The following is a 24,528-nucleotide window of genomic DNA, read 5'->3' as shown; positions in this document are numbered from 1 at the left end:
GCGCGCAGATGACGCGGTGCGCGGCGACACGGTCGACGGCGACGGCACTGCCCCCACCCGGGGTGACGAGCCGGAGTCGACGCAGCGGTGAGCGCGGACGCCGGGAAGCGGCTGATCGACGGGTACACCCTGGTGGTCTTCGACCTGGACGGGGTGATCTACCTGATCGACCGGCCGATTCCCGGCGCGGTCGACGCGGTGGCTCGGCTGCACGCCGAGGGGCGGGCGGTGGCGTACGCCACCAACAACGCCTCACGTCGTTCCAGCGACGTCGCCGACCTGCTGACCGGGATGGGCGTGCCGGCGCGGCCGGAGGAGGTGCTCACCTCCGCCGCCGCGTCGGCCGAGCTGCTGCGGGAGCGGCTGCCGGCCGGGGCACCGGTGCTGGTGGTCGGCGCGGAGGCGCTGCGCGCCGAGCTGCGCGCGGTCGGGTTGACCCCGGTCAGCCGCGCCGACGAGAAGCCGGCGGCGGTGGTGCAGGGCTACGGTCCGCAGGTCGGCTGGGCCGAGCTGGCCGAGGCGTCGGTCGCGGTACGGGCCGGCGCGATCTGGGTCGCCACCAACACCGACCGGACGCTGCCCAGCGCCCGGGGCCCGCTGCCCGGCAACGGATCGCTGGTCGCGGTGCTGCGAACCGCGTTGGAGCGGGACCCGGACCTGGTGGTCGGCAAACCGGAGTCGGCGCTGTTCGAGACCGCCGCCCGGCGCGGCGACGGCGGCCGAGCCCTGGTCGTCGGGGACCGGTTGGACACCGACATCGAGGGCGCCCGCCGAGCGGGACTGGACAGCCTGCTCGTGCTCACCGGCGTCAGCGACGTACCCGAGCTGCTCGCGGCCGAGCCACGACGGCGGCCCACGTACGTCGCGCGGGACCTGGCGGGGCTCTTCGACCCGGCGGCGGCCGTGCAGGTCCCCGGCTCGGCGGACGCCGGCGGCTGGTCCGTCACGGACCGCGACGGGACGCTGGAACTGGCCGGCGCCGGCCGGGATCTGGACGCCCTCGCCGCGCTCTGCGCGGCGGCCTGGTCGGCTCCGGAGCTGCCGGCGATCCGCCCGGTGGGCCCGGACGCGGCTGCCGCGCTGGAGAGCTTCGGGGTGGCCGCCGACGGGTGACGCCGCCGAGCGCACTCGTCAGAGCAGCTTGCGCAGCTTCATCAGGTCGAACGGGTTGGCCTTGATCGACACCCGGCGGGACGTGACCGCCTTGGTGACGTCCAGGTCACCGCGGACCAGGGCGAGCAGATCGTCGCTGGACGTGCTCAAGGCGATCTTGGCCTTGGGGTCGTCACCGTCGGTCAGCTCGACCAGCCGGCCACCGCTGATCTTGCCGTGGAACGCCGTGTCCAGGTCGGTGACCCGGCAGGCCAACGTCCGTTCCAGGTCGATCCGTTCGCGGACCGTCTCGGCGTTGCGGTCCAACCGGGCGGCCAGCTCCTGCAACGCCTGCCGGCACTCGTCCACGCTGGCCACATCTCCCCCTCGCCGATCGCCACGCCGTCCCCGGCACCGTACCGCACGAGCCAGTCCGGGGTGCCCGGTAGCGTGACACCTGCAGACCCCGCCCCATGGAAGGACTCAGGCATGCAGGACGCGTGGCGCGCCTACCTCGAACTGGCCATGGGCCTGGCGGAGGCACCCCGGAAGAAGGCCCAGGACGCGGTGCGTCGCCTCGTCGGCTCGGGCGGCGCGACCGCCGCCCAGCTGCAGGCCCTCGGCGAGGAGCTGGTCACCACCGGCGCCGCCAACCGGGAGGCGCTGACCAAGCTGGTCCGCTTCGAGGTCGACCGGGCCCTCGGCGCGGTCGGTCTGGCCACCGCCGACGAGGTGGCTGAGCTGACCCGGCGCGTGCGCGACCTGGAACGGCAACTGCGCGAGGCGCGCGCCACCGAGCCGCTCGCGGCGCAGCCCGCCACCGAGCCGTCCGCCGGTCCCGCCCCGCAGCCGGCCGTGCCCTCGACCGGGCCCGCGCCGCAGCCCGATCCGACCCGCGCGGCGCAGCCCGGCAGCGGCCCGGTGCCGTCGGACGGCCCTGCCGGAGCGCCGGTCTCCGCGCCGGTGGCCAAGAAGGCCGTCGCCAAGAAGGCGCTGGCCAAGAAGGCTGTCGCCAAGAAGGCCATCGTGAAGAAGCCCCCCGCGACGATCAGCCGTACCGGGGACGACACCCCGACGCCGGTCGTGCAGGACGACACCCCGACACCGGCGGTCATGCCGGCGAAGAAGGCCGTCCGTAAGCGCCGCCCGGACGGTGATTCGTGAGCGACGGCGCGCGTCCGGGCCCGCCGCCCGGCATCCGCCCCGGCCCGCCGGGAGGCTTCCGGCCCGGGCCGCCGCCCGGGTCGTTCGCCGCCCGGCCCAGCGCGCCCATGGGTGCCCGCCCCGGCCCGCCGCCCGACGTCACGGATCTCGGCGACGACACGGCCCGCCACCCGGCGGTGGACGCGGCCGTGCGGGCCATGGACAACGCGGCGACGCTCGCACCGGCCGACCAGATCGCGCAGTACGAGGCGGCCTACGAGACGCTGCGCGAAACGCTCGCCACCATCGACCAGACCTGACCAGGGCGACGAGCCCGACAGACCGGAGAACCACCCATGGCACGTCGCAACCGGCTGGACGCCGAACTCGTCCGCCGCGGGCTGGCCCGCTCGCGTGAGCAGGCCGCCGCGCTGGTCGAGGCCGGCCGGGTCCAGCTGCGCGGAGTGCCCGCGCGCAAGGCCGCCGCGATGGTCGACCCCGCCGATCCGCTGCTGGTCACCGGGGCTGACCCGACCGAGGAGTACGTCTCGCGGGGCGGGCACAAACTCGCCGGGGCGTTGGCCGCGTTCGGCCCCGCAGGGCTGCGCGTCGCCGGGCGGCGCTGTCTGGACGCCGGAGCGTCGACCGGGGGCTTCACCGACGTGCTGCTGCGCGCCGACGCCGCCGAGGTGGTGGCCGTGGACGTCGGCTACGGGCAGCTCGCCTGGTCGCTGCGCACCAACGAGCGCGTCCGCGTCCTGGAACGCACCAACGTCCGTACCCTCGTCGCGGACGCGATCGGCGGGCCGGTCGATCTGACGGTGGCCGACCTGTCGTTCATCTCGTTGCGGTTGGTGCTGCCGGCCCTGGCCGGCTGCACCCGCGACGACGGCGACCTGGCGCTGATGGTGAAGCCGCAGTTCGAGGTGGGCAAGGAGCGCGTCGGCGCCGGCGGTGTCGTTCGCGACCCGACGCTGCGCGCCGAGGCGGTGCTCGACGTGGCCGCCGCGGCAGCTCAGCTCGGCCTCGGTCTGGCCGACGTGGCGGCCAGCCCGCTGCCCGGGCCCAGCGGCAACGTCGAGTTCTTCGTATGGTTGCGCCGGGGCGCACCACCGGCCGACCCGCAGCGCGTGCGGGCCGTGGTGGAGGCCGGGCCGAACGGCCCGACGACGGCCGGCGACGTGCCGGGCGTGGCGGCGGAGGAGGTCGCAGGGTGAACGCGTACAGCGAGCGGCGCACGACGGCCGGCGGCCGTGCCGGTGCGGCGATGGCGGCGTGTCGTCCAATGGCGGACGGGCGGGAGCTGCGATGAGCCGAACGGCGCTGCTGGTGACCCACACCGGCCGTCGACGCAGCACCGAGCACGCCCGGTCGGTCGCCGCCGACCTCATCGCCGCGGGCTTCGAGGTGCGGGTGGTCGCCGAGGAGGCCGAGGACCTCGACCTGCCCGGGACGGTTCCGGTCACCGGCCCGGAGGCCGCCGAGGGCGCCGAGATCGTCTTCGCGCTCGGTGGCGACGGCACCTTCCTGCGCGCGGCCGAGCTGGCCCGCCCGGCGAAGGCGCCGCTGCTCGGCATCAACCTCGGCAAGGTGGGCTTCCTCGCCGAGGCGGAGATCAACGATCTGGACACCGCGGTCCGGGACGTCGTCGAGCGCAACTACACCGTGCACGAGCGGCTCACGCTCGACGTCACGGCCGAGTTCGACGGTGGCCCGACCATCGAATCCTGGGCGCTCAACGAGATCAGCGTCGAGAAGGGGGAGCGGGCGCAGATGCTCGAACTCCTCGTCGACGTGGACGGCCGCCCGCTGTCCCGCTACGGCTGCGACGGCGTGGTCTGCGCCACCCCCACCGGCTCCACCGCCTATGCGTTCTCCGGCGGTGGTCCGGTGGTCTGGCCGGAGGTGGAGGCCCTGCTGCTGGTGCCGATCAGCGCGCACGCGTTGTTCAGCCGGCCCCTGGTCACCGCGCCCACGTCGACGTTCGTCATCACCGTCGACCCGTTCACCACCCTCGCCGTGCTCGCCTGCGACGGCAGGCGGGTCTACGACCTGCCGCCCGGCGCCCGGGTGACGGTGCGTCGAGGGGCTCTGCCGGTGCGCATCGTCCGGCTGCGTGCCCGTCCGTTCACCGACCGGTTGGTCGCCAAGTTCGGTCTGCCGGTGCACGGGTGGCGAGGCAACCGCCGGTGACGGTGACGCACGTCGACGCCACCCACCCCGCCCCGGATCACCTCGACCAGGTGCTCGACGACCTGCGCCCGGGGGCGTCGCAGCTGCGGACCAGCTCGTCGACGCGGGCCGTGGTGAGCTGGAGCCGGCAGCGGTAGAGCTCCTCCTCGGCGGGGGTCAGGCCGATCACGTCCAACACGGGGCAAGAACTGTACGTCGGTGGGGTGCGAGCCGTGCCGGTGCCCGGTCGTGGGGCCCGCCGGCTGGTCAACTGTCGGCCCTCGCGTCTACTGTCGGGTGCTGTGCTGGAAGAGCTGCGCATCACCGGACTCGGCGTCATCGAGGACACCACGCTGCCGTTGACCGGCGGGATGAACGTCATCACCGGCGAGACCGGTGCCGGCAAGACGATGGTGGTGACCGGCCTCGGCCTGCTCTTCGGCGGCCGGGCTGACGCCGGGCGGGTCCGTGCCCAACCGGGCCGGGCCGTGGTCGAGGGGCGGCTACGCCTGTCTGGCCGGGTCGCCGACGCGGTGCACGCCCGGATCAGCGACGCCGGTGGCGAACCCGACGAGGACGGCTCGCTGCTGCTCAGCCGTACGGTGACGGTGGAGGGCCGCTCCCGGGCCCACCTCGGCGGCCGGAGCATGCCTGTGTCGATGCTGGGCGAGGTCGGCGAGCAGGCGGTGGCCGTGCACGGCCAGTCCGACCAGTTGCGGCTGCTGCGCCCGGCCGAGCAGCGGGCCGCTCTGGACCGCTTCGCCGGGCCGGCGCACGAGAAGCTGCTCGACGCGCTGCGCGAGGCGTACACCGGGTGGCGGCGGGTGGTCGACGACCTGGCCGACCGGCGGCGCAACGCCCGCGAGCGCAACCAGGAGGCAGACCTGCTGCGGCTGGGCCTCGACGAGATCACCCGCGTCGACCCGCAGCCCGGCGAGGACGACGAGCTGAAGACCGAGGCGCAGCGGTTGGAGCACGCCGAGGGCCTGCGGACGGCCGCGCAGGTGGCCCAGCAGTGCGTGGCGGGCGGCGCGGAGGCGGCCGACGAGACACCGGACGCGGCGGCGCTGCTCGGCACGGCCCGGCGCACCCTGGAGGCGCAGGCCGGCACCGACCCGGCGCTGGGCGAGCTGGCGGCCCGCCTGGAGGAGGCGGCCACGCTGGTCACCGACGTCTCGGCGGAGCTGTCGGCGTACCTGGCGACGCTCGACGCGGACCCGGCCCGGTTGCAGCACGTCTACGAGCGGCGGGCCGCGCTGCGGGCGTTGACCCGCAAGTACGCCGACGACGTCGACGGCGTCATCGCCTGGGCCGACCGGGCCCGCACCCGACTGTCCGATCTGGACACCTCCGACGACCTGCTGGAGGAGTTGGACGCCGAGGGGCAGCGGCTGGCCGGCGAGGTGGCCGACCTGGCCTCCCGGGTGTCCGTGTCCCGGCAGGAGGCGGCGGTCCGCTTCGCCGACCAGGTCACCGTCGAGCTGGCCGGGCTGGCCATGCCGCACGCCCGGATCGAGGTGGCGGTGCTGCCCCGGCCGGCCGGGCGGGTCGAGCCGACGCTGACGATCAACGGCGTCGAGGCGGGTGTCGCGGCCGACGGCGGCGACGAGGTGGAGCTGCGGTTGCTGGCCCACCCGGGCGCGCCGTCGTTGCCGTTGCAGCGCGGCGCCTCCGGCGGCGAGCTGTCCCGGGTGATGCTCGCCATCGAGGTGGTCTTCGCCGGCTCGGGCGGTCCGCCAACGCTGGTCTTCGACGAGGTCGACGCGGGCGTCGGCGGCCAGGCCGCGGTGGAGATCGGCCGCCGGCTGGCCCGGCTGGCCCGCAGCCACCAGGTGTTGGTCGTCACTCACCTGCCGCAGGTGGCCGCGTTCGCCGATCGGCATCTGGTGGTGGCGAAGGACACCGGCGGCGCGGTGACCACCAGCGGGGTGCGGGTCGTGGAGGACACCGAACGCGCCCGCGAACTGGCCCGGATGCTGGCCGGTTTGCCCGATTCGGATCTGGGTATCGCCCACGCTGAAGAGCTGTTGGCCGTGGCCGCCAAGGAAAGGCGGTTGTGACGCCGCGTATTGTGAGCGCGAGCACACCGGCTTGTGCCGACGTGTGCTTCCCTGGGTAGGCGGCCCTGCTCAGGCATGTCGCGACAGAAAAGCCTGCCTCACATGCCAGGATGGTCACGATGCGTCTACCCACGTTGCGCCGGAACCGAAACGCGGAGCCGGGCAGAGTCCTCGGCACCGCGCGCCTTGATCGCCGGACGAAACGGCTGGTCGGCCGGCTGCGCCCCGGTGACATCGCGGTCATCGACCACGTCGACCTGGACCGGGTGGCGGCCGACTCGTTGGTCGCTGTCGGTGTCGCGGCGGTGCTCAACGCCAAGCCGTCGGTCTCCGGCCGCTACCCGAACCTCGGGCCGGAGGTGCTGATCGCCGCCGGCATCCCGCTCCTGGACGACCTCGGCGAGGGCGTCTTCGAGCGGATCCGCGAGGGCGACCAGGTCCGTATCGAGGGCAACACCGTCTTCGCCGGCGAGGAGCCGGTGGCGCACGGCACCCTGCAGGACGCCGAGTCGGTCGCCAAGGCGATGGCCGACGCCCGGGAGGGGTTGTCGGTGCAGTTGGAGGCGTTCGCCGCCAACACGATGGACTATCTGCGCCAGGAACGCGACCTGCTGCTCGACGGCGTCGGCGTACCGGACATCCAGACCCAGATCCAGGGTCGGCACTGCCTGATCGTGGTGCGCGGCTACGACTACAAGGCCGACCTGGACGTGCTGCGCCCGTACATCCGGGAGTTCAAGCCGGTGCTGATCGGCGTGGACGGCGGCGCGGACGCGCTGGTCGAGGCCGGGTACACCCCCGACATGATCATCGGGGACATGGATTCGGTCACCGACGACGTGCTGCGTTGCGGCGCCGAGGTGATCGTGCACGCCTACCCCGACGGGCGGGCGCCCGGCCTGCCCCGGGTCAACGGCCTCGGCGTCCCGGCGATCACCTTCCCGGCCGCGGCGACAAGCGAGGACCTGGCGATGCTGCTGGCCGACGAGAAGGGCGCGTCCCTCCTCGTCGCGGTCGGCACCCACGCCACGCTCGTCGAGTTCCTGGACAAGGGGCGCGGCGGGATGGCCTCGACGTTCCTGACCCGGTTGAAGGTCGGCGGCAAGCTGGTCGACGCCAAGGGGGTGAGCCGGCTCTACCGGCAGAGCATCTCCGGCTCGTCGCTGCTGCTGCTGGTGCTCTCGGCGATCGCGGCGATGGCCTCCGCGGTGGCCGTCTCCACCGTCGGGAAGGCGTACCTGGGCGTGGTCGCCGAATGGTGGGACAATTTCGTGTTCCAGCTGTACCGGCTCTTCTAGTTCCCGACCGATCAAGAGGCTGCAAGCGTGATCAACTTCCGCTACCACGTGGTGTCCCTCACCGCGGTGTTCCTGGCTCTGGCGATCGGCCTGGTGGTCGGCACAGCCGCCCTCAACGGCCCGGTCGCCGACTCGCTTCAGGGGCAGGTCACCGGGCTGCGCAAGGACAACCAGAACTGGCGCCAGCAGGTCAGCAACATGGAGAAGCAGCTCGGGCTGGAGGAAGAGTTCGCCGAGCAGGTGTCCCAGGTCGTCCTTCCAGGCACCCTCACCGGGCGCCGCGTGCTGGTGCTCAGCCTGCCCAACGGGCGCGACCACACCGAGGGCGTGCTCAAGAAGCTCCAGCGCGCTGGGGCGACCATCACCGGCCGGGTCGAGCTGCAGGACAAGTTCATCAACCCGGACAACAACTCCAACCTGCTGGAGTTGGCCGTCACCGCCGCCCGCCCGACGGCGCAGACCACCGGCCTGCCGGGCAACGGGCACGGCGTGGAGACCTCCAGTGCCATGCTGGCCAGCGTCCTGCTGGACCGGGCCCAGGGCACCGCGCCGGTCAGCGACGCCGATCGGCGGGCGGTGCTCGCCGCATACAACAACGCCGGCTACCTGACCACCGACAACAACAAGGTCACCGGCTCGGCTGAGGCGATCGTCGTGGTCAGCGGTCAGCCGTACGTCGACAAGGACTCCGAGAAGCGGGACGAGTCGGTCGTCAAGATCGCCGAGCAGTTCGACCGCACCGCAGCGATCGTGGTGGCCGGCAACGGCTCCGTCGGCGGCAACCTGGTGTCCGTGGTCCGCGGTGACCCGGTGCTCGCCCAGACCATCTCCACGGTCGACAACGCCAACACCGTGCAGGGCCAGCTGGTCGCCACCCTCGCCCTGGTGCAGCAGCTCACCGAGAAGAAGGCCGGTCAATACGGCGTCGGCGACAACGCCGCCTCCGGCCTGTTGCCTAGACTGCCCCAGTGAGCGAACGACGTATCCCGGTGTCCGGAACCGACGCGCCTGAGCGGGCGACCCTGCGTCGGAGCGAGGTGGCGGCGTGAGGATGCTGGGTCGGCTGCTGATCGCCGGCGCCGGTGCCGCAGCCGCCCGGTACGCGCTGCGTGAGGCTCGTACCTCCCCGGCCGGTCCGGCGCTGGAGCGCACCAACTTCCGTGGCCGGACGGTGACCCTGGCCGCCGGGCCGGCGCTCGCCGCCGGTGCGACCGCCGCGGGCGTGTTCGGCGCCACCAGCGCCGCCTCCGGTGGCGCCGCCCTGGTCGCCGGCCTCGGCGCCGGCGGTGTCGGGCTCTACGACGACGTGGTCGGCGCACGTCCGGAGCAGAAGACGGCCAAGGGCTTCGCCGGGCACCTCGCCGCGCTGCGCGAGGGACGGGTCACCGCCGGGCTGGTCAAGATCATCGGGGTGGGCGCGGCCGGGCTGGGCGCGGCCGCGCTGCTCGCCGCCGACCCGCGGGTCGGCGCACACCCGCGCCGGCAGCGCCACGGCGCCGTCGGCCGGGGGGTCGACGTGCTGCTCGGCGCCGGGGTGATCGCCGGCACCGCCAACCTGCTCAACCTGCTCGACCTGCGGCCCGGCCGGGCCATCAAGTCTGGGCTGCTGCTGGGCGTGCCGCTGGCCGGTGGCCCGCACGGCGGGATCGCCGCCGGCGCGGCCGGCGCCGCCGCCGGCCTGCTCCGCGACGACCTGTCCGAGGACGTCATGCTCGGCGACAGCGGCGCGAACGCGCTCGGCGCCCTGCTCGGCGTCGCGCTCGCCGCCCGCAGCGGCCCGCTCGGTAGGGCCGGTCTGCTGGCCGTGCTCGCCGGGCTCACCGCCGCCAGCGAGAAGGTCAGCTTCACGGCGGTGATCCAGCGGACCCCGGGCCTGCGGCAGCTCGACGCACTGGGCCGACGCGCCGACTGACGACGTGACCAGACCGGCACCCCTCGCCGGCGCCGGCCGGCTGGCCGGGGCAGCCGCGCTCATCGCCGTCCTCACCGTGCTCAGCCGGCTCGCCGGCTTCGGCCGTACCGCCGTGTTCACCGTGGGCCTGGGCCACACCGACCTCGGCGGCACCTACGTGGTGGCCAACGCGGTGCCGAACTTCATCTTCGAGATCGTCGCCGGGGGAGCGCTGGCCAGCCTCGTCGTACCGCTGCTGGCCGGCGCGGTCGCGGCGGACGACCGGACGGCCGTCGCCCGGACCACCGGGGCGCTGCTGACCTGGACGCTGGCCCTGCTGGTCCCGCTCGCGCTGCTCGTGGTGTTCGCCGCCGGGCCGGTGATCGGACTGCTTGGCGACGGGTTGACCGCCGCCCAGCAGCAGAGCGGCGTCCGGATGCTGCGGGTCTTCGCGCCGCAACTGCCGCTGTACGGAATCGGCATCGTGCTCACCGGAGTGCTCCAGGCGCATCGCCGCTTCGCCTGGCCGGTGCTCGCCCCGCTGCTGTCCAGCCTCACCGTCATCGTCGTCTACCTCGTGTTCGGCGCGACACAGGGCCGGTACGCCACCGTCGGCGGGGTGAGCCCGGGTGGCGAGTTGCTGCTTTCCGGCGGCACCACCCTCGGTGTGGTGGTGCTGTCGTTGTCGCTGCTGATTCCGGTCCGCCGGTTGCGTCTCGGGCTGCGCCCCGGATTCGGGTTCACCGCCGACGCGCGGACCCGGGTCGGCGGGTTGGCGGTGGCCGGCGCGGTCACCGTCACCACCCAGCAGATCGCCCTGATCGTCAGCCTGAACCAGGTCACGTACGGTGCGGCGACCAACCCCAGCGTCTACAACCTGGCGCAGACCGTCTACCTGCTGCCGTGGGCGGTGCTCGCGGTGCCGCTGGCCGTCGCGGCCTACCCGACGCTCGCGGCGGCGCGGTCGGCCGGCGACGAGGACGGCTACCGGGCGACCCTGGCACCGGCCGTACGCGGGGTGCTGCTGTTCAGTTGCCTCGGCGCGGCCGTGCTGGTCGGGACCGCGGGGCCGGTCGGGCACTTCTTCTTCCCCCCGTCCACCGCGCCGAGCGCCGCCGCCGCGATCATCGGGTACGCCCCGGGCCTGGTCGGCTACGGCCTCTTCGCGATCCTCACCCGGGCGCTCTACGCGCGCGGGGAGACCCGGGCGGCGACCGCCGCGACCGCCGTCGGCTTCCTGGTGGTGCCGCCCGTCGTCCTGCTGCTCGGCGCGATCCTGCCGTTGACCGACCGGGTGCTCGCCGTGACGTCCGCCAACTCGGTGGGCATGATGGTGCTCGGCGTGTTGCTCGTCACCGCGGTGCTGCGCAGCGCCGGCCGGCCGGCGCTGGCCGGCGCGGCGCGCGCCGGGGCGGCCGGTGGCCTCGCCGGGCTGCTCGCCGCGCTCGCCGGACTGGGCGTGAGCCGCTGGCTCGCCGGGCTGGACGGCGGCACCCCGACGACGGCCGCGGCACTCGGTCAGGGCATGCTGTCCGGGGTTCTGGTCGGTGTCGTGTTCCTCGTCGTGGTCTGGTTCGTCGACCGGCGGGACGTACGGCCGCTACTGACCGGGGTGGTACGCCGCCTCGGCCGGCGAGGGCCGCGGGGCCGGGCCGGCACGCCGACGCCGGACGCGGTCTCCCCCGAGCGGGGCGACGGGAAGGAGACGACGGTTCGGTGAGCGTTGTCAACGGGAACCGGCGGTGGCCGGAATGACGGAAACCAGCGGTTGGCGAGGGTCCGTGGCGCTGCTGCTGGCGTCCAGCACCGGCGGGGTCGGTCAGCACGTCCGCTCGGTGGCGCGCGGGCTCGTCGCGGCCGGTGCCACCGTGCTGGTCTGCGGGCCGGCGGCCACGCAGGAGCAGTTCGACTTCACCGGCGTCGGCGCGCGCTTCGAACCGGTGGAGATCCCGGCCAGCCCGACCCCCGCCGACGCGCGGGCGGTGCTCGCCCTGCGGCGGGCGCTCGCCGCGGCCCGGGTCGACGTGGTGCACGCGCACGGCCTGCGCGCCGGTCTCGTCGCCGTGCTGGCCCGTCCGTCCGCCCCGCTGATCGTGACCTGGCACAACGCGGTCCTCGCGGGCGGCCTGCGCGGCGGGGTCTCGCGGTTCGTCGAGCGGGTGGTCGCCCGGGGCGTCCGGGTGGCTCTCGGCGCCTCCACCGACCTGGTCGAGCGGGCCGCCGCGCTGGGCGCCGCCGACACCCGACTCGCCCCGGTCGCCGCCCCGGCGCTGCCCGCGCCGCGTCGACGCCGCGCCGCCGTGCGCGCCGAGTTCGGCGTACGACCGGAGCAGCCGTTGCTCCTCTCGGTGGGGCGGCTGCACCCGCAGAAGCGCTACGACGTGCTGATCGACGCCGCCGCCCGCTGGCGTACGCGTACCCCGCCGCCGGTCGTGGTGATCGCTGGGAGTGGCCCGGCGTACCTGCCGCTGGCCGCGCGGACCTCCGCGGCCCGAGCCCCGGTGACCCTGCTGGGGCACCGCACCGACGTGGCCGACCTGCTCGCCGGCGCCGACCTCGCGGTGGTCACCAGCGACTGGGAGGCCCGGCAGTTGTTCGCCCAGGAGGCGATGCGGGCCGGTGTGCCGCTGGTGGCGACCGCGGTGGGTGGCCTGCCGGAGCTGGTCGGCGACGCCGCCGCGCTGGTCCCCGCCGGCGACGTGGACGCGGTCGACGCGGCGGTGCGCGCGCTGTTGGACGATCCGCAGGCCCGGGCCGAGCTGGGTCGGCGCGGCGCCGAACGGGCGGCGACGTGGCCCACCGAGGCGGACACGGTGGCCGTGCTGGCGGCCCTCTACGCCGAGCTGGCCGCTCGTCCGACTCCTCCGGCCGCCCCCGGCTCCGACGCGCCGATGACGGGACACCGGTGATGATGCGTCGACTCGCTCCCGCCCTGCTGACCGTGCTCGTGGTGGTGTTGGGCGTCACCGCGCTGGCCGCCCGGCCGCCACAGGGCACCCCGCAGCGCACCGCCGACTTCGTGGTGCTCGCCGGGATCGCCGGGCTGCGCTGGGAGGACGTCGACCAGCAGAGCACCCCGACGCTGTGGCGGATGGCCCGGGACGGCTCGATCGGCTCCCTGTCGGTGCGGTCCGCGCACCGGCCCACCTGCCCGGTCGACGGGTGGCTGACCCTCGGCGCGGGAAGCTTCGCCGCGTGGAACGGCACCCGGCCCGATGGCGGCTGCCCGCCCGCCGGCGTGACCGTGGAACAACCGGACGGGATCGGCGCGAACCTGCCCGATCAGGAGAGCGTGGTCCAGCACAACCAGCAGCGGCTGCCCTGGGGCACCATGCCCGGGTCGCTGTCGGAGTCGGTGCGCTGCTCGGTCGCCGTGGGTCCGGGTGCCGCCGTGGCCGCCGCCCGCCCGTTCGGCCGGGTCGACCGGTACGCCGCGGGTCTGCCGGCCGATCCGCGCCAGCTGCTCGGCTCGTGCGTGCTGAGCATTGTCGACCTCGGCACGGTCGAGGGGACCGACCCGGCCGGGCGTGCCGAGCAGGCGCGGGCGGCCGACGCCCAGTTGGCCCGGGTCCTGGCCGCGCGGCCGGACCGGTCGCTGGTGCTGGTGGCCGGAATCTCCGACACCGAGCAGCCGTCGCGGCTGCACGTGGTGGTCGCCGACGGGCCGGGGTGGGAGCGGGGTTGGCTCACCTCGGCCAGCACCGGCCGGGACGGTTACCTGCAACTTGTCGACCTCGCGCCGACGGCGCTGGCCGCGCTGGGTCGGCCGATGCCGGAGCGGTTGTTCCTCGGCCGGCCGGCGGTCAGCACCGGCGGCCGACCGTCCGACCTGACGGAGGCGATCAACGCGCCGGCGGACGCCGACCGGGAGGCGATCGCCCAGCGGGCCGTCTCCGGCCGGTTCTTCGCCCTGCTCGCCGGGCTTCAGGTGCTGCTGGCTCTGGCGTTGCTGCCGTTGCTGCGCCGGGCCCGACCGCACGCCGGTCCGGCCGGCCCGACCCCGGTCTCCGCCCGCGTCGTGGCGGTGGTGGAGTTGCTGCTGGTGGCGGCGGCGTTGACCGTTCCGGCCGCGCTGCTCGCCGACGCCGTCCCCTGGTGGCGGGGCGAGCACCCCGGATGGATCTTCGCCGTGGTCACCGCGCTGCTGGTCGCGGGTGGCACCGTGGCGGTCCGGTTCGCCCCCGGGTACGCGAACACGCTCGGCCCGTTCGGCGCGGTGGCCGGCCTCACGACCCTGGTCGTCGGGCTGGACGTGCTCACCGGGTCGAGCCTGCAGCTCAACAGCGTGGTCGGCTACTCCGCGTTGCAGGGTGGCCGGTACGCCGGGCTGAGCACGGTCGGGCTGGGAGTGTTCCTCGCCAGCGCGCTGGTGACCGGCGGGTGGTTCGCCCAGCGGGTGCACCGCCGCTGGCGGCCCGCCGTGATGGTCGCCGTGGGCGGTCTCGCCGTGGTGGTGGTCGGCAGCCCGTACCTGGGCGCCGACCCGGTCGGCGCGATCGCGCTGACCGCCGGGCTGAGCGTGGCCGCGGCGATCAGCGCCGGCGGCTGGCTGACCATCACCCGACTGGCGTGGGCCACCATGGCCGCCCTGGCGGTCGGCATCGGCTTCGCCGTGGTGGACCTGCGGCGGCCGGCGGCCGAGCGGGGGAGTTTGGGCCGGTTCCTGTCCGCGATGGCGGACGGCACCGGCGGGTTCACCGTGCACCGGTCCAGCACGGCGAACTTCGAGACGTTGGTGAACAGCCCGTTGACCGTGCTGGCGCTGGCCGGTGGGCTGCTGGTGTGGTTCGCCCTGCTGCAGCCGTGGGGCGGGCTGATGCGGCTGTTCGGCATCTACCCGGCGATCCGCGCCGCGCTGGCCGGCACGGCGGTCGCGGCGGTGCTGGGTGGCGTGCTCGACGGCGCGGCGCTGGACGTGGCGGGCGCGGCGGCCGCCCTGGTGGTGCCGATGGCGGCGCTGGCGTCGCTGCGGGTCCTCGGGCATGCCGCCGACCGGACCCGTCCGGGCACGGGCCGTGCCCGGGAGAACGGGGCCGACGACGACTCGGGCTCCGGTGGCGACGGGCCGGCCGGTGGAGGTGACGGTCCGACCGGTGGCGGTGGACCGCTGGGCGCGGGTCATCCCCGGCCGATCGGCGGCCCGCCCGCGGCGCCCCCACGAGCGGTCGTGCTGCCCGCGGGGCCGGACGCGCCCGTGGGCCCTGCGGTGGTCGACGGGCCCGCGCAGTCGCCGCCGGAGCGTCCGGCCGCGGACGCGGCGGCCGGGACACCCGCCGCGCCGGCGCAGCGACGACCGGCGGACACACCGGCCGCGCCGGCCACCCGGCCATCGACCGAGGTTGCCGCCTCCTGACCGTCGGGCGTCGTCCGGGTGGCCCGCTCCGGTCGCACCCGGGGTGCGGCCTGCGAGTACCCGCCGGGGAGGTGTTACCGTGGAATCCCGTGGATCGCGTGATCACTTTGCTGATCGAGCACGGCGGTCTGCATGACCGCGACAGACGACACGGGAGCAGGCCTTGGCCCCATCAGCACGGACGACCAGGCACATTTTCGTCACCGGGGGCGTTGCCTCCTCGCTGGGTAAGGGCCTCACCGCCTCCAGCCTCGGCAACCTGTTGACCGCGCGCGGGCTGCGTGTGGTGATGCAGAAGCTCGACCCCTACCTCAACGTCGACCCCGGGACGATGAACCCGTTCCAGCACGGCGAGGTCTTCGTCACCGAGGACGGCGCCGAGACCGACCTCGACGTCGGGCACTACGAGCGTTTCCTGGACCGGGCGTTGTCCGGCAAGGCGAACGTCACCACCGGCCAGATCTACTCCGACGTGATCGCCAAGGAGCGCCGGGGGGAGTACCTGGGCGACACCGTCCAGGTCATCCCGCACATCACCAACGAGATCAAGTCGCGGATCCTGGCGATGGCCGACCCGGACGACGACGGCGTCCTGCCCGACGTGGTCATCACCGAGGTCGGTGGCACCGTCGGCGACATCGAGTCGCTGCCGTTCCTGGAGGCGATCCGCCAGGTCCGCCACGACCTGGGCCGGGACAACTGCTTCTACCTGCACGTGTCGCTGGTGCCGTACCTGGCGCCGTCGGGCGAACTGAAGACCAAGCCGACCCAGCACTCGGTGGCGCAGCTGCGCAACATCGGCATCCAGCCGGACGCCATCGTGCTGCGCTGCGACCGGGAGATCCCGGTGAAGCTCAAGGAGAAGCTGTCGCTGTACTGCGACGTCGACGCCGAGGCGGTCGTCGCCGCGCCGGACGCCCCGAGCATCTACGACATCCCGAAGGTGCTGCACCGCGAGGGGCTCGACGCGTACGTGGTGCGCCGGCTCGGGCTGTCGTTCCGGGACGTGGACTGGGCGAGCTGGGACGACCTGCTGGAGCGGGTGCACCGGCCCCGGCACACGGTCACCGTCGCCGTGGTCGGCAAGTACGTCGACCTGCCGGACGCGTACCTGTCGGTGAGCGAGGCGATCCGGGCGGCCGGTTTCGGTCACCGGGCGCGGGTGCAGCTGCGCTGGGTGCCCAGCGACGAGTGCGTCACCCCGGCCGGCGCGGCGGCGGCCCTGGCCGGCGTGGACGGCATCCTCATCCCGGGCGGGTTCGGCGTCCGCGGCATCGAGGGCAAGATCGGCACGGCCCGGTACGCCCGGGAGAACGGCATCCCCCTGCTCGGCCTCTGCCTCGGCCTGCAGTGCATGACGATCGACGTGGCCCGGCACCTGGCCGGCCTGGACGGCGCCAACTCGCTGGAGTTCGACGAGCAGGCCGCGCACCCGGTCATCGCCACCATGGCCGACCAGGAGGACATCGTCGCCGGCAAGGGCGACCTGGGCGGCACCATGCGGCTCGGGGCGTACCCGGCGACGCTGACCGAGGGCTCGATCGTCGCCGAGGCGTACGGCAGCACCGACATCAGCGAGCGGCACCGGCACCGCTACGAGGTCAACAACGCCTACCGGGACGCGCTGACCAAGGCGGGCCTGCACATCTCCGGCACCTCCCCGGACGGCCGGCTGGTCGAGTTCATCGAGCTGGACCGGGATCTGCACCCGTTCTTCGTGGCCACGCAGGCGCATCCGGAGCTGAAGAGTCGTCCCACCCACCCGCACCCGCTGTTCGCGTCGTTCGTCCGGGCCGCCGTGACGTACTCGCAGGCCGACCAGTTGCCGGTCGACCTGGAGGCCGCGTCGGAGGCCCCGTCGGCACGCAAGGCCGCCCGCAACGGCGCCGCGACGAAGGCCCCGTCGGCCTCGTGAGCGACCTTGAGCACCGCTACGAGGTGCGCTCCCGCGAGGAGCGCTACCGGGGTCGGATCTTCGATGTGGTCACCGAGGAGGTGACCATGCCGGGCGGCGGGACCGCGCTGCGCGACCTCGTCCGGCACGTCGGGGCGGTGGCCGTGGTGGCCCTCGACGACGCCGGCCAGGTGGTGCTGATCCGCCAGTACCGGCACCCGGTCGGCCGGCACCTGTGGGAGCTGCCCGCCGGGCTGATGGACGTCTCCGGTGAGGAGCTGCCGGCCGCCGCGCTGCGGGAGCTGGCCGAGGAGGCCGACCTCACCGCCGGGCGGATCGACGTGCTGGTCGACCTGCACAGCTCGCCGGGGTTCACCAACGAGATCGTCCGGGTGTTCCTGGCCCGCGACCTGGCCGACGTGCCGGCGGGGGAGCGTCACGAGCGCCACGACGAGGAGGCCGACCTGCAGGTCGTCCGCGTCGACCTGGACGAGGCCGTCGACATGGTCCTGGCCGGCGAGATCACCAACGCGTCCGCGGTGGCCGGCCTGCTCGCGGCGGCGCGCGCCCGGGACTCCGGCTTCGCGGCGTTGCGCCGGGCGGAGGCACCGCTGCCGCGCTGAGCGCCGCCGCCGGTCCTTCCCGGTCGGTCGTACGCACAAAGGGGCCCCGCGGTCAGCCGCGGGGCCCCTTTGCGTGTCGGCGTGGCCGGTCAGTCCCGCAGCGGGCGACCCTGCGCGTCCGTGCCGCCGTTGACCAGGATCAGGATGCCGTCGATGACGCCCCAGAGCGCGCCGAAGCCGCAGGTCACCAGGCTCACGACGAGCTGGAGGACGGCGATCTTGGTGTGTCCGGTGTAGAACCGACCGGCCCCGAAGGTGCCGAGCAGGATGCCGAGGATGCCCGCGACGATCTTGCTTTTGTCGGAGTAACCCGGGGCGTACCCGGGTTGGTAAGGAGGAGTGGTCATGGGCGGACACACTAGTGATCCACTCGCCCGCTGTCCGCACTGCCACCCGTCAGATGGGACGATAATGGGCGAACACTGTCCTGACGGCTGAGGTGGCGTCCCACTGCCGGCCCGTTCGGCGCCCGGACATTCCGTCAGGTCACCCGGGCACCGGATGCCACTGTGCTGGCTCGTGGCGGGGCCGAGCGCGCCTAGACTGCCGCCGGCGGGACCGGTGGACCGTGGCGGCAATGGGGCCGCCGCGGGAGCGAGCAGTCGGGGGCAAGCAGCCCCGAAGAGAGGTGTCTGCATCGTGAAGGTCGGAATCCCACGCGAGGTCAAGAACCACGAGTACCGCGTGGCGATCACGCCGGCGGGCGTCAACGAGTTCACCTGCAGCGGCCACCAGGTCTTCGTCGAGTCCGGCGCCGGCGTCGGCTCCAGCATCACCGATGACGAGTTCGCCGCGGCGGGCGCCACGATCCTGGCCACCGCCGACGAGGTGTGGGACACCGCCGAGCTGGTGCTCAAGGTCAAGGAGCCGATCGCCGAGGAGTACCACCGGATGCGCGAGGGGCAGGTGCTGTTCACCTATCTGCACCTGGCCGCCTCCAAAGAGTGCACCGACGCGCTGATCGACCACAAGGTCACCGGCATCGCGTACGAGACCGTCGAGCTGCCCGACCGGTCGTTGCCGCTGCTCGCCCCGATGTCCGAGGTGGCCGGCCGGCTCGCCCCGCAGGTGGGCGCGTTCTACATGATGCGCACCGGCGGCGGGCGTGGCGTGCTGCCCGGCGGCGTCTCCGGGGTGTACGCGGCGAAGACCGTGGTCATCGGCGCCGGCGTCTCCGGCCTGAACGCCGCCGCCATCGCCCTGGGCCTGCAGTCCGAGGTGCTCCTGCTGGACAAGAACGTCGCCCGGCTCCGCCAGGCCGACGCCATCTACCGGGGTCACCTGCAGACCGTCGCCTCGAACGCGTACGAGATCGAGCGGGCCGTGCTCGACGCCGACCTGGTCATCGGCGCGGTGCTGGTGCCCGGCGCGAAGGCACCGAAGCTGGTCTCCAACGAGCTGGTCTCCCGGATGAAGCCGGGCAGCGTGCTCGTCGACATCGCCATCGACCAGGGCGGCTGCTTCGAGGACTCGCGCCCCACCACGCACGCCGACCCGGTCTACAAGGTGCACGAGTCGATCTTCTACTGCGTGGCGAACATGCCCGGCGCGGTGCCGAACACCAGCACCTACGCGTTGACCAACGTCACCCTGCCGTACGCCCTGGAGCTGGCCAACAACGGCTGGCGCGACGCGCTGCGCAACGACCCGGCCCTCGCGCTGGGCCTCAACACCCACGACGGCCAGGTCACCTACGGTCCGGTCGCCGAGGCGCACGGCATGACCGTGCTCCCGCTGGCCGACGTCCTGGCCTAAGGCGGTGGCGGTCTGACCGGGGTCGCGCAGCAGGCCGGCGTGGGCGCGGAGCCCGCGCCGGCCCTGCGCCGTGCCGTGCGCGGCTACCTCGACCACCTCACCGTCGAGCGCGGCCTGTCCGCGAACACCCTCGCCTCGTACCGCCGGGATCTGGAGCGCTATCTCACGACCCTGGCCGACGCCGGCGTCGCCGACCTCGCGTCGGTCGGTGCCGGCGTCGTCGAGTCGCACCTGGCCCGACTGCGCGCCGGCGACGACGACCATCCGCCCCTCGCCGTGTCGTCCGCCGCCCGCGCGGCCAGCGCCGTCCGCGGCCTGCACCGCTTCGCGCTGCGCGAGGGACTGGCCGGCGCCGACCCCAGCCGCGACGTCCGCCCGCCCACCCCGCCGCGCCGGCTGCCCCGCGCGCTGGGAGTCGACGACGTGGTCCGGCTCCTGGAGACCGCCGGTGCGATCACCGCGACCGGCGAGGAGGCGCCGCTCGCGCTGCGCGACCGGGCGCTGTTGGAATTCCTGTACGGCACCGGCGCGCGGATCTCCGAGGCGATCGGCGTCGCGATCGACGACCTCGACGCCGACGAGGGCACCGTGCTGCTGCGCGGCAAGGGCGGCCGGGTGCGGCTGGTGCCGATCGGCGGGTACGCCGTCGAGGCGGTGCGCGCCTACCTGGTCCGGGCCCGACCCGGGCTGGCCGCCAGCGGCAAGGGAACCCCGGCGGTCTTTCTGAACGCGCGCGGCGGAGCGCTGTCCCGCCAGGGCGCCTGGGCCATCCTGCGCCGCGCCGCCGGGCGGGCCGGCCTGCCGGTCGAGGGCGCTGCCGCGGTCTCCCCGCACACCCTGCGCCACTCGTACGCCACCCACCTGCTCGACGGGGGCGCCGACGTCCGGGTGGTCCAGGAGTTGCTGGGCCACGCCTCGGTGACCACCACCCAGGTCTACACCCTCGTCACCGTCGAGCGGCTGCGCGAGGTGTACGCCACGGCCCACCCGCGCGCCCTCGGCTGAACCCCGGCGGTCGTCGGCTTCGACACGCCGGGCCGGTGCCGAACGCCCTGCTGGTCGGTGGCGTACAGTCGGCATCGGCGCGGACCTCCTGGGGCGACACGACCGGGGTGCGCAGCGGCGCCGCGAAGGACGTCGGACGGCTCCGACGCCGGGTGGGTCGTCGGGAGGGGGCAACGAGCACATGGCTGGCAACGGTGACCGTGCCGAGACCTGGACGTCGGAGCTCCGCGAGCAGCAGGCCACGCTCGGCGCGGACCTGGGTCCCGCGGACCCGGCTGCCTACACCATGCGCAAGCCGATCCCCGAGCCGATGCCCACCGACCGGCACGGCCCGGCGCGCATCATCGCGATGGCCAACCAGAAGGGTGGCGTCGGCAAGACCACGACCACCATCAACCTGGGCGCGGCGCTGGCCGAGTACGGCCGCAAGGTGCTGCTTGTCGACTTCGACCCGCAGGGCGCGCTCTCGGTGGGCCTGGGGGTCAACCCGCACAACCTCGACCTGTCCGTCTACAACCTGCTCATGCAGGACGACGTGACCGCCGAGGACGTCCTCATCAAGACCGACGTCGCGGGTCTGCACCTGCTGCCGGCCAACATCGACCTCTCCGCCGCCGAGATCCAGCTCGTCAACGAGGTCGCCCGGGAGATGGCCCTGTCCCGGGTGCTGCGCTCGGTGCGCAAGGAGTACGACTACATCCTGATCGACTGCCAGCCCTCGCTCGGCCTGCTGGCGATCAACGCGCTGACCGTCGCGCACGGCGTGCTCATTCCCCTCGAATGCGAGTTCTTCAGCCTGCGCGGCGTCGCGCTTCTGCTGGACACCATCGACAAGGTGCGCGAGCGGCTCAACTTCGACCTGGAACTCGAAGGCATCCTCGCCACCATGTACGACAGCCGCACCACCCACTGCCGTCAGGTGCTCCAGCGGGTGGTCGAGGCGTTCGGCGACAAGGTCTACCAGACGGTCATCACCAAGACGGTGAAGTTCCCCGAGTCCACCGTGGCCGGTGCCCCGATCACGACGATGGACCCGGCGTCCTCCGGGGCGCGCAACTACCGTCAGTTGGCCCGTGAGGTGATCGCCGCCCAGTCGGAGCGGTAGCCGGAACGCCCCGTGTCCGTGTCGTGGACTACGGTCGTGCGGTGACCGCGCCACCCCTCGACCCACCCGAAGCCGCTGCTGCGGCCGTGGTCGACGGTGTGCAGCCCGCCGACACGGCTGCCACCGGCTTCACGGTGCGGCTGGCCAACTTCACCGGCCCGTTCGACCTGCTGCTGCAACTGATCGGCAAGCACAAGCTCGACGTCACCGAGGTGGCCCTGCACACGGTCACCGACGAGTTCATCGCCTACATCCGCGCCATGGGTGACAGCTGGGACCTCGACGAGGCCAGCGAGTTCCTGCTCATCGCCGCGACCCTGCTCGACCTCAAGGCGGCCCGGCTGCTGCCCGCCGCCGAGGTGGAGGACGAGGCGGACCTCGCCCTGCTGGAGGCGCGCGACCTGCTCTTCGCCCGGCTCCTGCAGTACAAGGCGTACAAGGAGGCGGCGGCGCACATCGCCGAGTTGGAGGCGGTCGGCGGTCGGCGGTATCCCCGCGCGGTCAGCCTGGAGCCCCGCTACGCCGAGGCGCTACCCGACCTGGTGCTCGGCATCGGCCCGCAGCGACTGCTGAAGCTGGCCGTACGGGCGATGACCCCGAAACCCGTGCCCGAGGTGTCCATCGCCCACGTGCACATGGTCCGGGTCAGCGTCCGTGAACACGCGGCGATCCTCGCCTCCCGGCTGCGCCGGGCCGGCACGGCGACGTTCTCGCTGCTCTGCGCGGACTGCGAGGCCACCCTGGAGGTGGTGGCGCGGTTCCTGGCGCTGCTGGAGCTGTACCGGGAGGGTCTGGTGGCCTTCGTGCAGGAGCAGGCCCTGGAGGAGTTGACCGTGCGCTGGACCGGCCCGGTCGACGGCGAAACCGACCTGCACGTCGACGAGTACGCCGGCACCCCCGCCGACCCCGACCCGGCCCCAGCACTGGAGTCGGCGGGCGAGCCCGGGCCCGGGGCGGCGTTCGTGGCCGAGCCGGAGCCGGCGGGGGAGGCTGGGCCGACATCGGCGCGCGTGGCCGAGCCGGAGCCGGCGGGGGAGTCTGGGCCGACATCGGCGTTCGTCGCCGGGCCTGGGTCGGCGGCGCAGGCCGGGCCTGGGTCGGCGGGGGAGGCCGGCTCGGAGTTCGCGGGAGCGGGCGGAACGGAAATGACGGAGGGTGAGCGGGATGAGTGACGAGGAACGCCGGGACTCCCTGGCCGACCAGGCCGCCGCCTGGGTCCCGCCGTGGAATCGCCCCCGCCCACCGGCCCCCACCACTGCCGACGCCACCGAATCTCCCGCGGCCGCCGAGCTTTCCCAGGCTCCCGAGGCTGCCGAGCTTTTCCAGGCTGCCTGCGCTGCTGAGTCTCCCGCGGCCGCTGAGTCTCCCGACGCTGCTGAACCTGCCGAGGATGCCGACGCTGCCGGTGCACCTGACGCGCCCGCGCGGCTCGGCGTCCGCACCCTCCCTGGGTCTCCCAGCGCCGTCGAGGTCGACGGGGAACACGACACCGACCAACCCGCGAACGCAGCCGCGGCGGGCACCGTCCCGCCGACGCCCACCGACGACCGTGGAAGCGAACCGCCTCTCCAGGGGCCGAAATCATCCACGATCGTTGACGGGCCGGCCGAGCCTGCCGTCGAGCCTGCCGGGGCTGCCGAGCCTGCCGGGGCTGCCGAGTCGGTCCGGGCTGTTGAGCCTGCCGGGGCTGCCGGGGCTGGGGGCGTACCTCGGCGGGAGGTTGGGGGGCGGCGGCGGGTGACGGCCGCGCCGGAGCCCGCGCCCGACCTGCCCGACGCCGAGCTGCGCGGCGCGCTGGAGGCGATCCTGCTGGTGGTGGACGAACCGGTCAGCGAGCTGGTCCTGGCGCAGGTGCTGGAGCAGCCGGCCGAGCGGATCGGACCGATGCTCGACGAGATCGCCGCCGGTTACACGGCCGCCAGGCACGGGTTCGAGCTGCGCAGGGCGGCGGGCGGTTGGCGGTTGTACACCCGGCCGGAATACGCTACGTACGTCGAGCGGTTCGTCCTGGACGGGCAGTCCGTGCGGCTGACCCAGGCGGCGTTGGAGACTCTGGCCGTGGTCGCGTACAAGCAGCCGGTGACCCGGTCGCGGATCTCGGCCATCCGGGGTGTCAACTGCGACGGCGTGATCCGTACTCTGCTCACTCGCGGCCTCGTCGAGGAGTGCGGCGCCGAACCGGACAGCGGGGCGTTCCTCTACCGGACCACCACGCTGTTCCTGGAGAAGCTCGGGCTGAACACCGTCGACGAACTGCCACCTCTCGCACCCTTTTTGCCCGACGACGTAGAAGAGCTTGCTGATGCGACCCGATAACCGTTCCCCGAAATCCGACGCCCCCGTCTATGAGGGGGCAGAGCGCCTGCAAAAGGTGCTCGCCGCCGCCGGCGTGGGCTCCCGGCGTGCCTGCGAGGACCTGATCTTCCGGCGCCGGGTGACCGTGGACGGGCGCGTGGCGAAGCTCGGCGACAAGGTCGATCCGGCCACCGCGGTGATCCACGTTGACGGGGAGCGCCTCCAGGTCGACATTCGCCTGGTCTATGTGGCGATGAACAAGCCGCGCGGGGTGGTTACCTCCATGGCGGACGACAAGGGACGCAACGAGCTTGCCGAGTTCATCGGCAACCGGGTGGAGCAGCGGGTCTACCACGTCGGGCGGCTCGACGCGGACAGCGAGGGCCTGCTGCTGCTCACCAACGACGGCACCCTCGCGCACAAGCTCATGCACCCCTCGTACGAGGTGCTCAAGACCTACCTCGCCGAGGTGGTCGGGCCGATTCCGCGCAACCTGAGCAAGAGGCTCCTCGCGGGCGTCGAGCTGGAGGACGGGCCGGTCAAGGTCGACTCGTTCAAGGTGGTGGACACGCTGGGTAAATCCGCCCAGGTGGAGCTGAGCCTGCACGAGGGGCGCAAGCACATCGTCCGGCGGTTGATGGAGGAGGTCGGGCACCCGGTCACCCGGCTGGTGCGTACCGCGATCGGGCCGATCCGGCTCGGTGAACTGCGCACCGGGCGGATCCGGCGGCTGACCAACGCCGAGGTCGCCGCCCTGTTCAACGCGGTGGGTGACTGACCCCCGAGTTCGGGGTACGGGTGCCGGTAGGCTCGCGACGGCCGGAACGCGGCCGGCTGAGGTG

At 73.8% G+C, this 24,528-nt stretch carries 22 protein-coding genes and 1 pseudogene; 20 read left to right on the top strand and 3 right to left on the bottom strand.

Annotation, left to right across the window (positions count from 1 at the left end; all coding sequences use genetic code 11):
* The first annotated feature begins 87 nt into the window (after window positions 1–87).
* The gene (locus tag OG505_RS14835; protein ID WP_405433904.1) at window positions 88–1,113 is read left to right on the top strand and encodes an HAD-IIA family hydrolase; all 1,026 of its coding nucleotides are present in this window, start codon (window positions 88–90) and stop codon (window positions 1,111–1,113) included.
* Between the two features lie 18 nt (window positions 1,114–1,131).
* Here the strand turns inward: OG505_RS14835 and OG505_RS14830 are convergent, their stop codons facing one another.
* On the bottom strand, window positions 1,132–1,470 hold the full coding sequence (locus OG505_RS14830; protein WP_405433903.1) for an SCP2 sterol-binding domain-containing protein: 339 nt from the start codon (window positions 1,468–1,470) through the stop codon (window positions 1,132–1,134).
* Between the two features lie 111 nt (window positions 1,471–1,581).
* On the opposite strand from OG505_RS14830, the gene OG505_RS14825 reads away from it, so the two are divergent.
* From OG505_RS14825 to OG505_RS14810, 4 genes are all read left to right on the top strand, one after another.
* Window positions 1,582–2,256, top strand: coding sequence for a hypothetical protein (locus tag OG505_RS14825; RefSeq protein ID WP_405433901.1), 675 nt, complete (start codon window positions 1,582–1,584; stop codon window positions 2,254–2,256).
* Between the two features lie 32 nt (window positions 2,257–2,288).
* Entirely contained in the window at window positions 2,289–2,555 is a 267-nt protein-coding gene (locus OG505_RS14820) for a hypothetical protein (protein WP_405434506.1), read from the top strand.
* Between the two features lie 36 nt (window positions 2,556–2,591).
* Complete coding sequence (locus OG505_RS14815) at window positions 2,592–3,452, top strand: TlyA family RNA methyltransferase (protein ID WP_405433900.1); 861 nt, start codon at window positions 2,592–2,594, stop codon at window positions 3,450–3,452.
* Between the two features lie 91 nt (window positions 3,453–3,543).
* The gene (locus tag OG505_RS14810; protein ID WP_405433899.1) at window positions 3,544–4,428 is read left to right on the top strand and encodes an NAD kinase; all 885 of its coding nucleotides are present in this window, start codon (window positions 3,544–3,546) and stop codon (window positions 4,426–4,428) included.
* Window positions 4,429–4,465: 37 nt separating this feature from the next.
* On the opposite strand, the gene OG505_RS14805 is transcribed toward OG505_RS14810, so the two are convergent.
* Window positions 4,466–4,606, bottom strand: a complete 141-nt coding sequence (locus OG505_RS14805) for a hypothetical protein (protein ID WP_405433898.1) — start codon at window positions 4,604–4,606, stop codon at window positions 4,466–4,468.
* A gap of 103 nt (window positions 4,607–4,709) precedes the next feature.
* On the opposite strand from OG505_RS14805, the gene recN reads away from it, so the two are divergent.
* The 9 genes from recN (at window position 4,710) to OG505_RS14760 (ending at window position 17,526) form a co-directional block, all read left to right on the top strand.
* The gene (gene recN, locus OG505_RS14800) at window positions 4,710–6,467 is read left to right on the top strand and encodes a DNA repair protein RecN (RefSeq protein WP_405433896.1); all 1,758 of its coding nucleotides are present in this window, start codon (window positions 4,710–4,712) and stop codon (window positions 6,465–6,467) included.
* A 119-nt stretch (window positions 6,468–6,586) separates the two neighbouring features.
* Window positions 6,587–7,765 carry a putative cytokinetic ring protein SteA gene (steA, locus tag OG505_RS14795; protein WP_405433895.1) on the top strand — a complete coding sequence of 393 codons (1,179 nt, stop codon included), beginning with the start codon at window positions 6,587–6,589 and terminating at the stop codon, window positions 7,763–7,765.
* Between the two features lie 27 nt (window positions 7,766–7,792).
* Window positions 7,793–8,737, top strand: a complete 945-nt coding sequence (locus OG505_RS14790) for a copper transporter (protein ID WP_405433894.1) — start codon at window positions 7,793–7,795, stop codon at window positions 8,735–8,737.
* A gap of 73 nt (window positions 8,738–8,810) precedes the next feature.
* Window positions 8,811–9,677, top strand: coding sequence for a hypothetical protein (locus OG505_RS14785; protein WP_405433893.1), 867 nt, complete (start codon window positions 8,811–8,813; stop codon window positions 9,675–9,677).
* A 4-nt stretch (window positions 9,678–9,681) separates the two neighbouring features.
* Window positions 9,682–11,376 carry a murein biosynthesis integral membrane protein MurJ gene (gene murJ, locus OG505_RS14780; RefSeq protein WP_405433892.1) on the top strand — a complete coding sequence of 565 codons (1,695 nt, stop codon included), beginning with the start codon at window positions 9,682–9,684 and terminating at the stop codon, window positions 11,374–11,376.
* A gap of 31 nt (window positions 11,377–11,407) precedes the next feature.
* Window positions 11,408–12,565, top strand: a complete 1,158-nt coding sequence (locus OG505_RS14775; RefSeq protein WP_405433891.1) for a glycosyltransferase family 4 protein — start codon at window positions 11,408–11,410, stop codon at window positions 12,563–12,565.
* The gene (locus OG505_RS14770) at window positions 12,565–15,009 is read left to right on the top strand and encodes a hypothetical protein (RefSeq protein ID WP_405433889.1); all 2,445 of its coding nucleotides are present in this window, start codon (window positions 12,565–12,567) and stop codon (window positions 15,007–15,009) included. The genes OG505_RS14775 and OG505_RS14770 overlap by 1 nt, the downstream gene beginning before the upstream one ends.
* 163 nt (window positions 15,010–15,172) lie before the next feature.
* A complete protein-coding gene (locus tag OG505_RS14765; protein WP_405433888.1) occupies window positions 15,173–16,924 on the top strand; it encodes a CTP synthase in 1,752 nt (583 codons plus the stop codon).
* Window positions 16,921–17,526, top strand: a complete 606-nt coding sequence (locus OG505_RS14760) for an NUDIX domain-containing protein (RefSeq protein WP_405433887.1) — start codon at window positions 16,921–16,923, stop codon at window positions 17,524–17,526. The genes OG505_RS14765 and OG505_RS14760 overlap by 4 nt, the downstream gene beginning before the upstream one ends.
* Window positions 17,527–17,615: 89 nt before the next feature.
* Here the strand turns inward: OG505_RS14760 and OG505_RS14755 are convergent, their stop codons facing one another.
* Entirely contained in the window at window positions 17,616–17,939 is a 324-nt protein-coding gene (locus tag OG505_RS14755; RefSeq protein ID WP_405434504.1) for a TM2 domain-containing protein, read from the bottom strand.
* A gap of 226 nt (window positions 17,940–18,165) precedes the next feature.
* Between OG505_RS14755 and ald the strand changes: the two genes are divergently transcribed.
* The 6 genes and pseudogenes from ald (at window position 18,166) to OG505_RS14725 (ending at window position 24,464) form a co-directional block, all read left to right on the top strand.
* Window positions 18,166–19,281, top strand: a complete 1,116-nt coding sequence (gene ald / locus OG505_RS14750) for an alanine dehydrogenase (protein WP_405433885.1) — start codon at window positions 18,166–18,168, stop codon at window positions 19,279–19,281.
* 12 nt (window positions 19,282–19,293) lie between these two features.
* Window positions 19,294–20,286: a site-specific tyrosine recombinase XerD gene (locus OG505_RS14745; RefSeq protein ID WP_405434503.1), complete on the top strand. Its 993-nt coding sequence runs from the start codon at window positions 19,294–19,296 to the stop codon at window positions 20,284–20,286.
* 181 nt (window positions 20,287–20,467) lie between these two features.
* Window positions 20,468–21,391 carry a ParA family protein gene (locus OG505_RS14740; protein ID WP_405433883.1) on the top strand — a complete coding sequence of 308 codons (924 nt, stop codon included), beginning with the start codon at window positions 20,468–20,470 and terminating at the stop codon, window positions 21,389–21,391.
* Window positions 21,392–21,432: 41 nt separating this feature from the next.
* Entirely contained in the window at window positions 21,433–22,563 is a 1,131-nt protein-coding gene (locus tag OG505_RS14735) for a segregation/condensation protein A (RefSeq protein ID WP_405433882.1), read from the top strand.
* A 520-nt stretch (window positions 22,564–23,083) separates the two neighbouring features.
* Window positions 23,084–23,707 (top strand): annotated as a pseudogene (gene scpB, locus OG505_RS14730) (SMC-Scp complex subunit ScpB); the annotation flags it as partial.
* The gene (locus tag OG505_RS14725; protein WP_405433880.1) at window positions 23,694–24,464 is read left to right on the top strand and encodes a pseudouridine synthase; all 771 of its coding nucleotides are present in this window, start codon (window positions 23,694–23,696) and stop codon (window positions 24,462–24,464) included. The pseudogene scpB and the gene OG505_RS14725, both read left to right, overlap by 14 nt.
* Window positions 24,465–24,528: the final 64 nt, after the last annotated feature.

Source organism: Micromonospora sp. NBC_00617 (genome assembly GCF_045161355.1).
In the GTDB taxonomy this organism is placed as follows: Bacteria; Actinomycetota; Actinomycetes; order Mycobacteriales; family Micromonosporaceae; genus Micromonospora.
The sequence above is the reverse complement of the archived record's forward strand: the minus strand, read 5'-3'. Positions and strand labels throughout refer to the sequence as shown.

What these genes read in the sequence shown, in the direction of transcription:
- OG505_RS14825 (WP_405433901.1), top strand. Translation starts at nt 1,582, where the DNA reads ATGCAGGACGCGTGGCGCGCCTACCTCGAACTGGCCATGGGCCTGGCG.
- OG505_RS14815 (WP_405433900.1), top strand. Translation starts at nt 2,592, where the DNA reads ATGGCACGTCGCAACCGGCTGGACGCCGAACTCGTCCGCCGCGGGCTG.
- OG505_RS14810 (WP_405433899.1), top strand. Translation starts at nt 3,544, where the DNA reads ATGAGCCGAACGGCGCTGCTGGTGACCCACACCGGCCGTCGACGCAGC.
- steA (WP_405433895.1), top strand. Translation starts at nt 6,587, where the DNA reads ATGCGTCTACCCACGTTGCGCCGGAACCGAAACGCGGAGCCGGGCAGA.
- OG505_RS14775 (WP_405433891.1), top strand. Translation starts at nt 11,408, where the DNA reads ATGACGGAAACCAGCGGTTGGCGAGGGTCCGTGGCGCTGCTGCTGGCG.
- OG505_RS14770 (WP_405433889.1), top strand. Translation starts at nt 12,565, where the DNA reads ATGATGCGTCGACTCGCTCCCGCCCTGCTGACCGTGCTCGTGGTGGTG.
- OG505_RS14740 (WP_405433883.1), top strand. Translation starts at nt 20,468, where the DNA reads ATGGCTGGCAACGGTGACCGTGCCGAGACCTGGACGTCGGAGCTCCGC.
- OG505_RS14725 (WP_405433880.1), top strand. Translation starts at nt 23,694, where the DNA reads ATGCGACCCGATAACCGTTCCCCGAAATCCGACGCCCCCGTCTATGAG.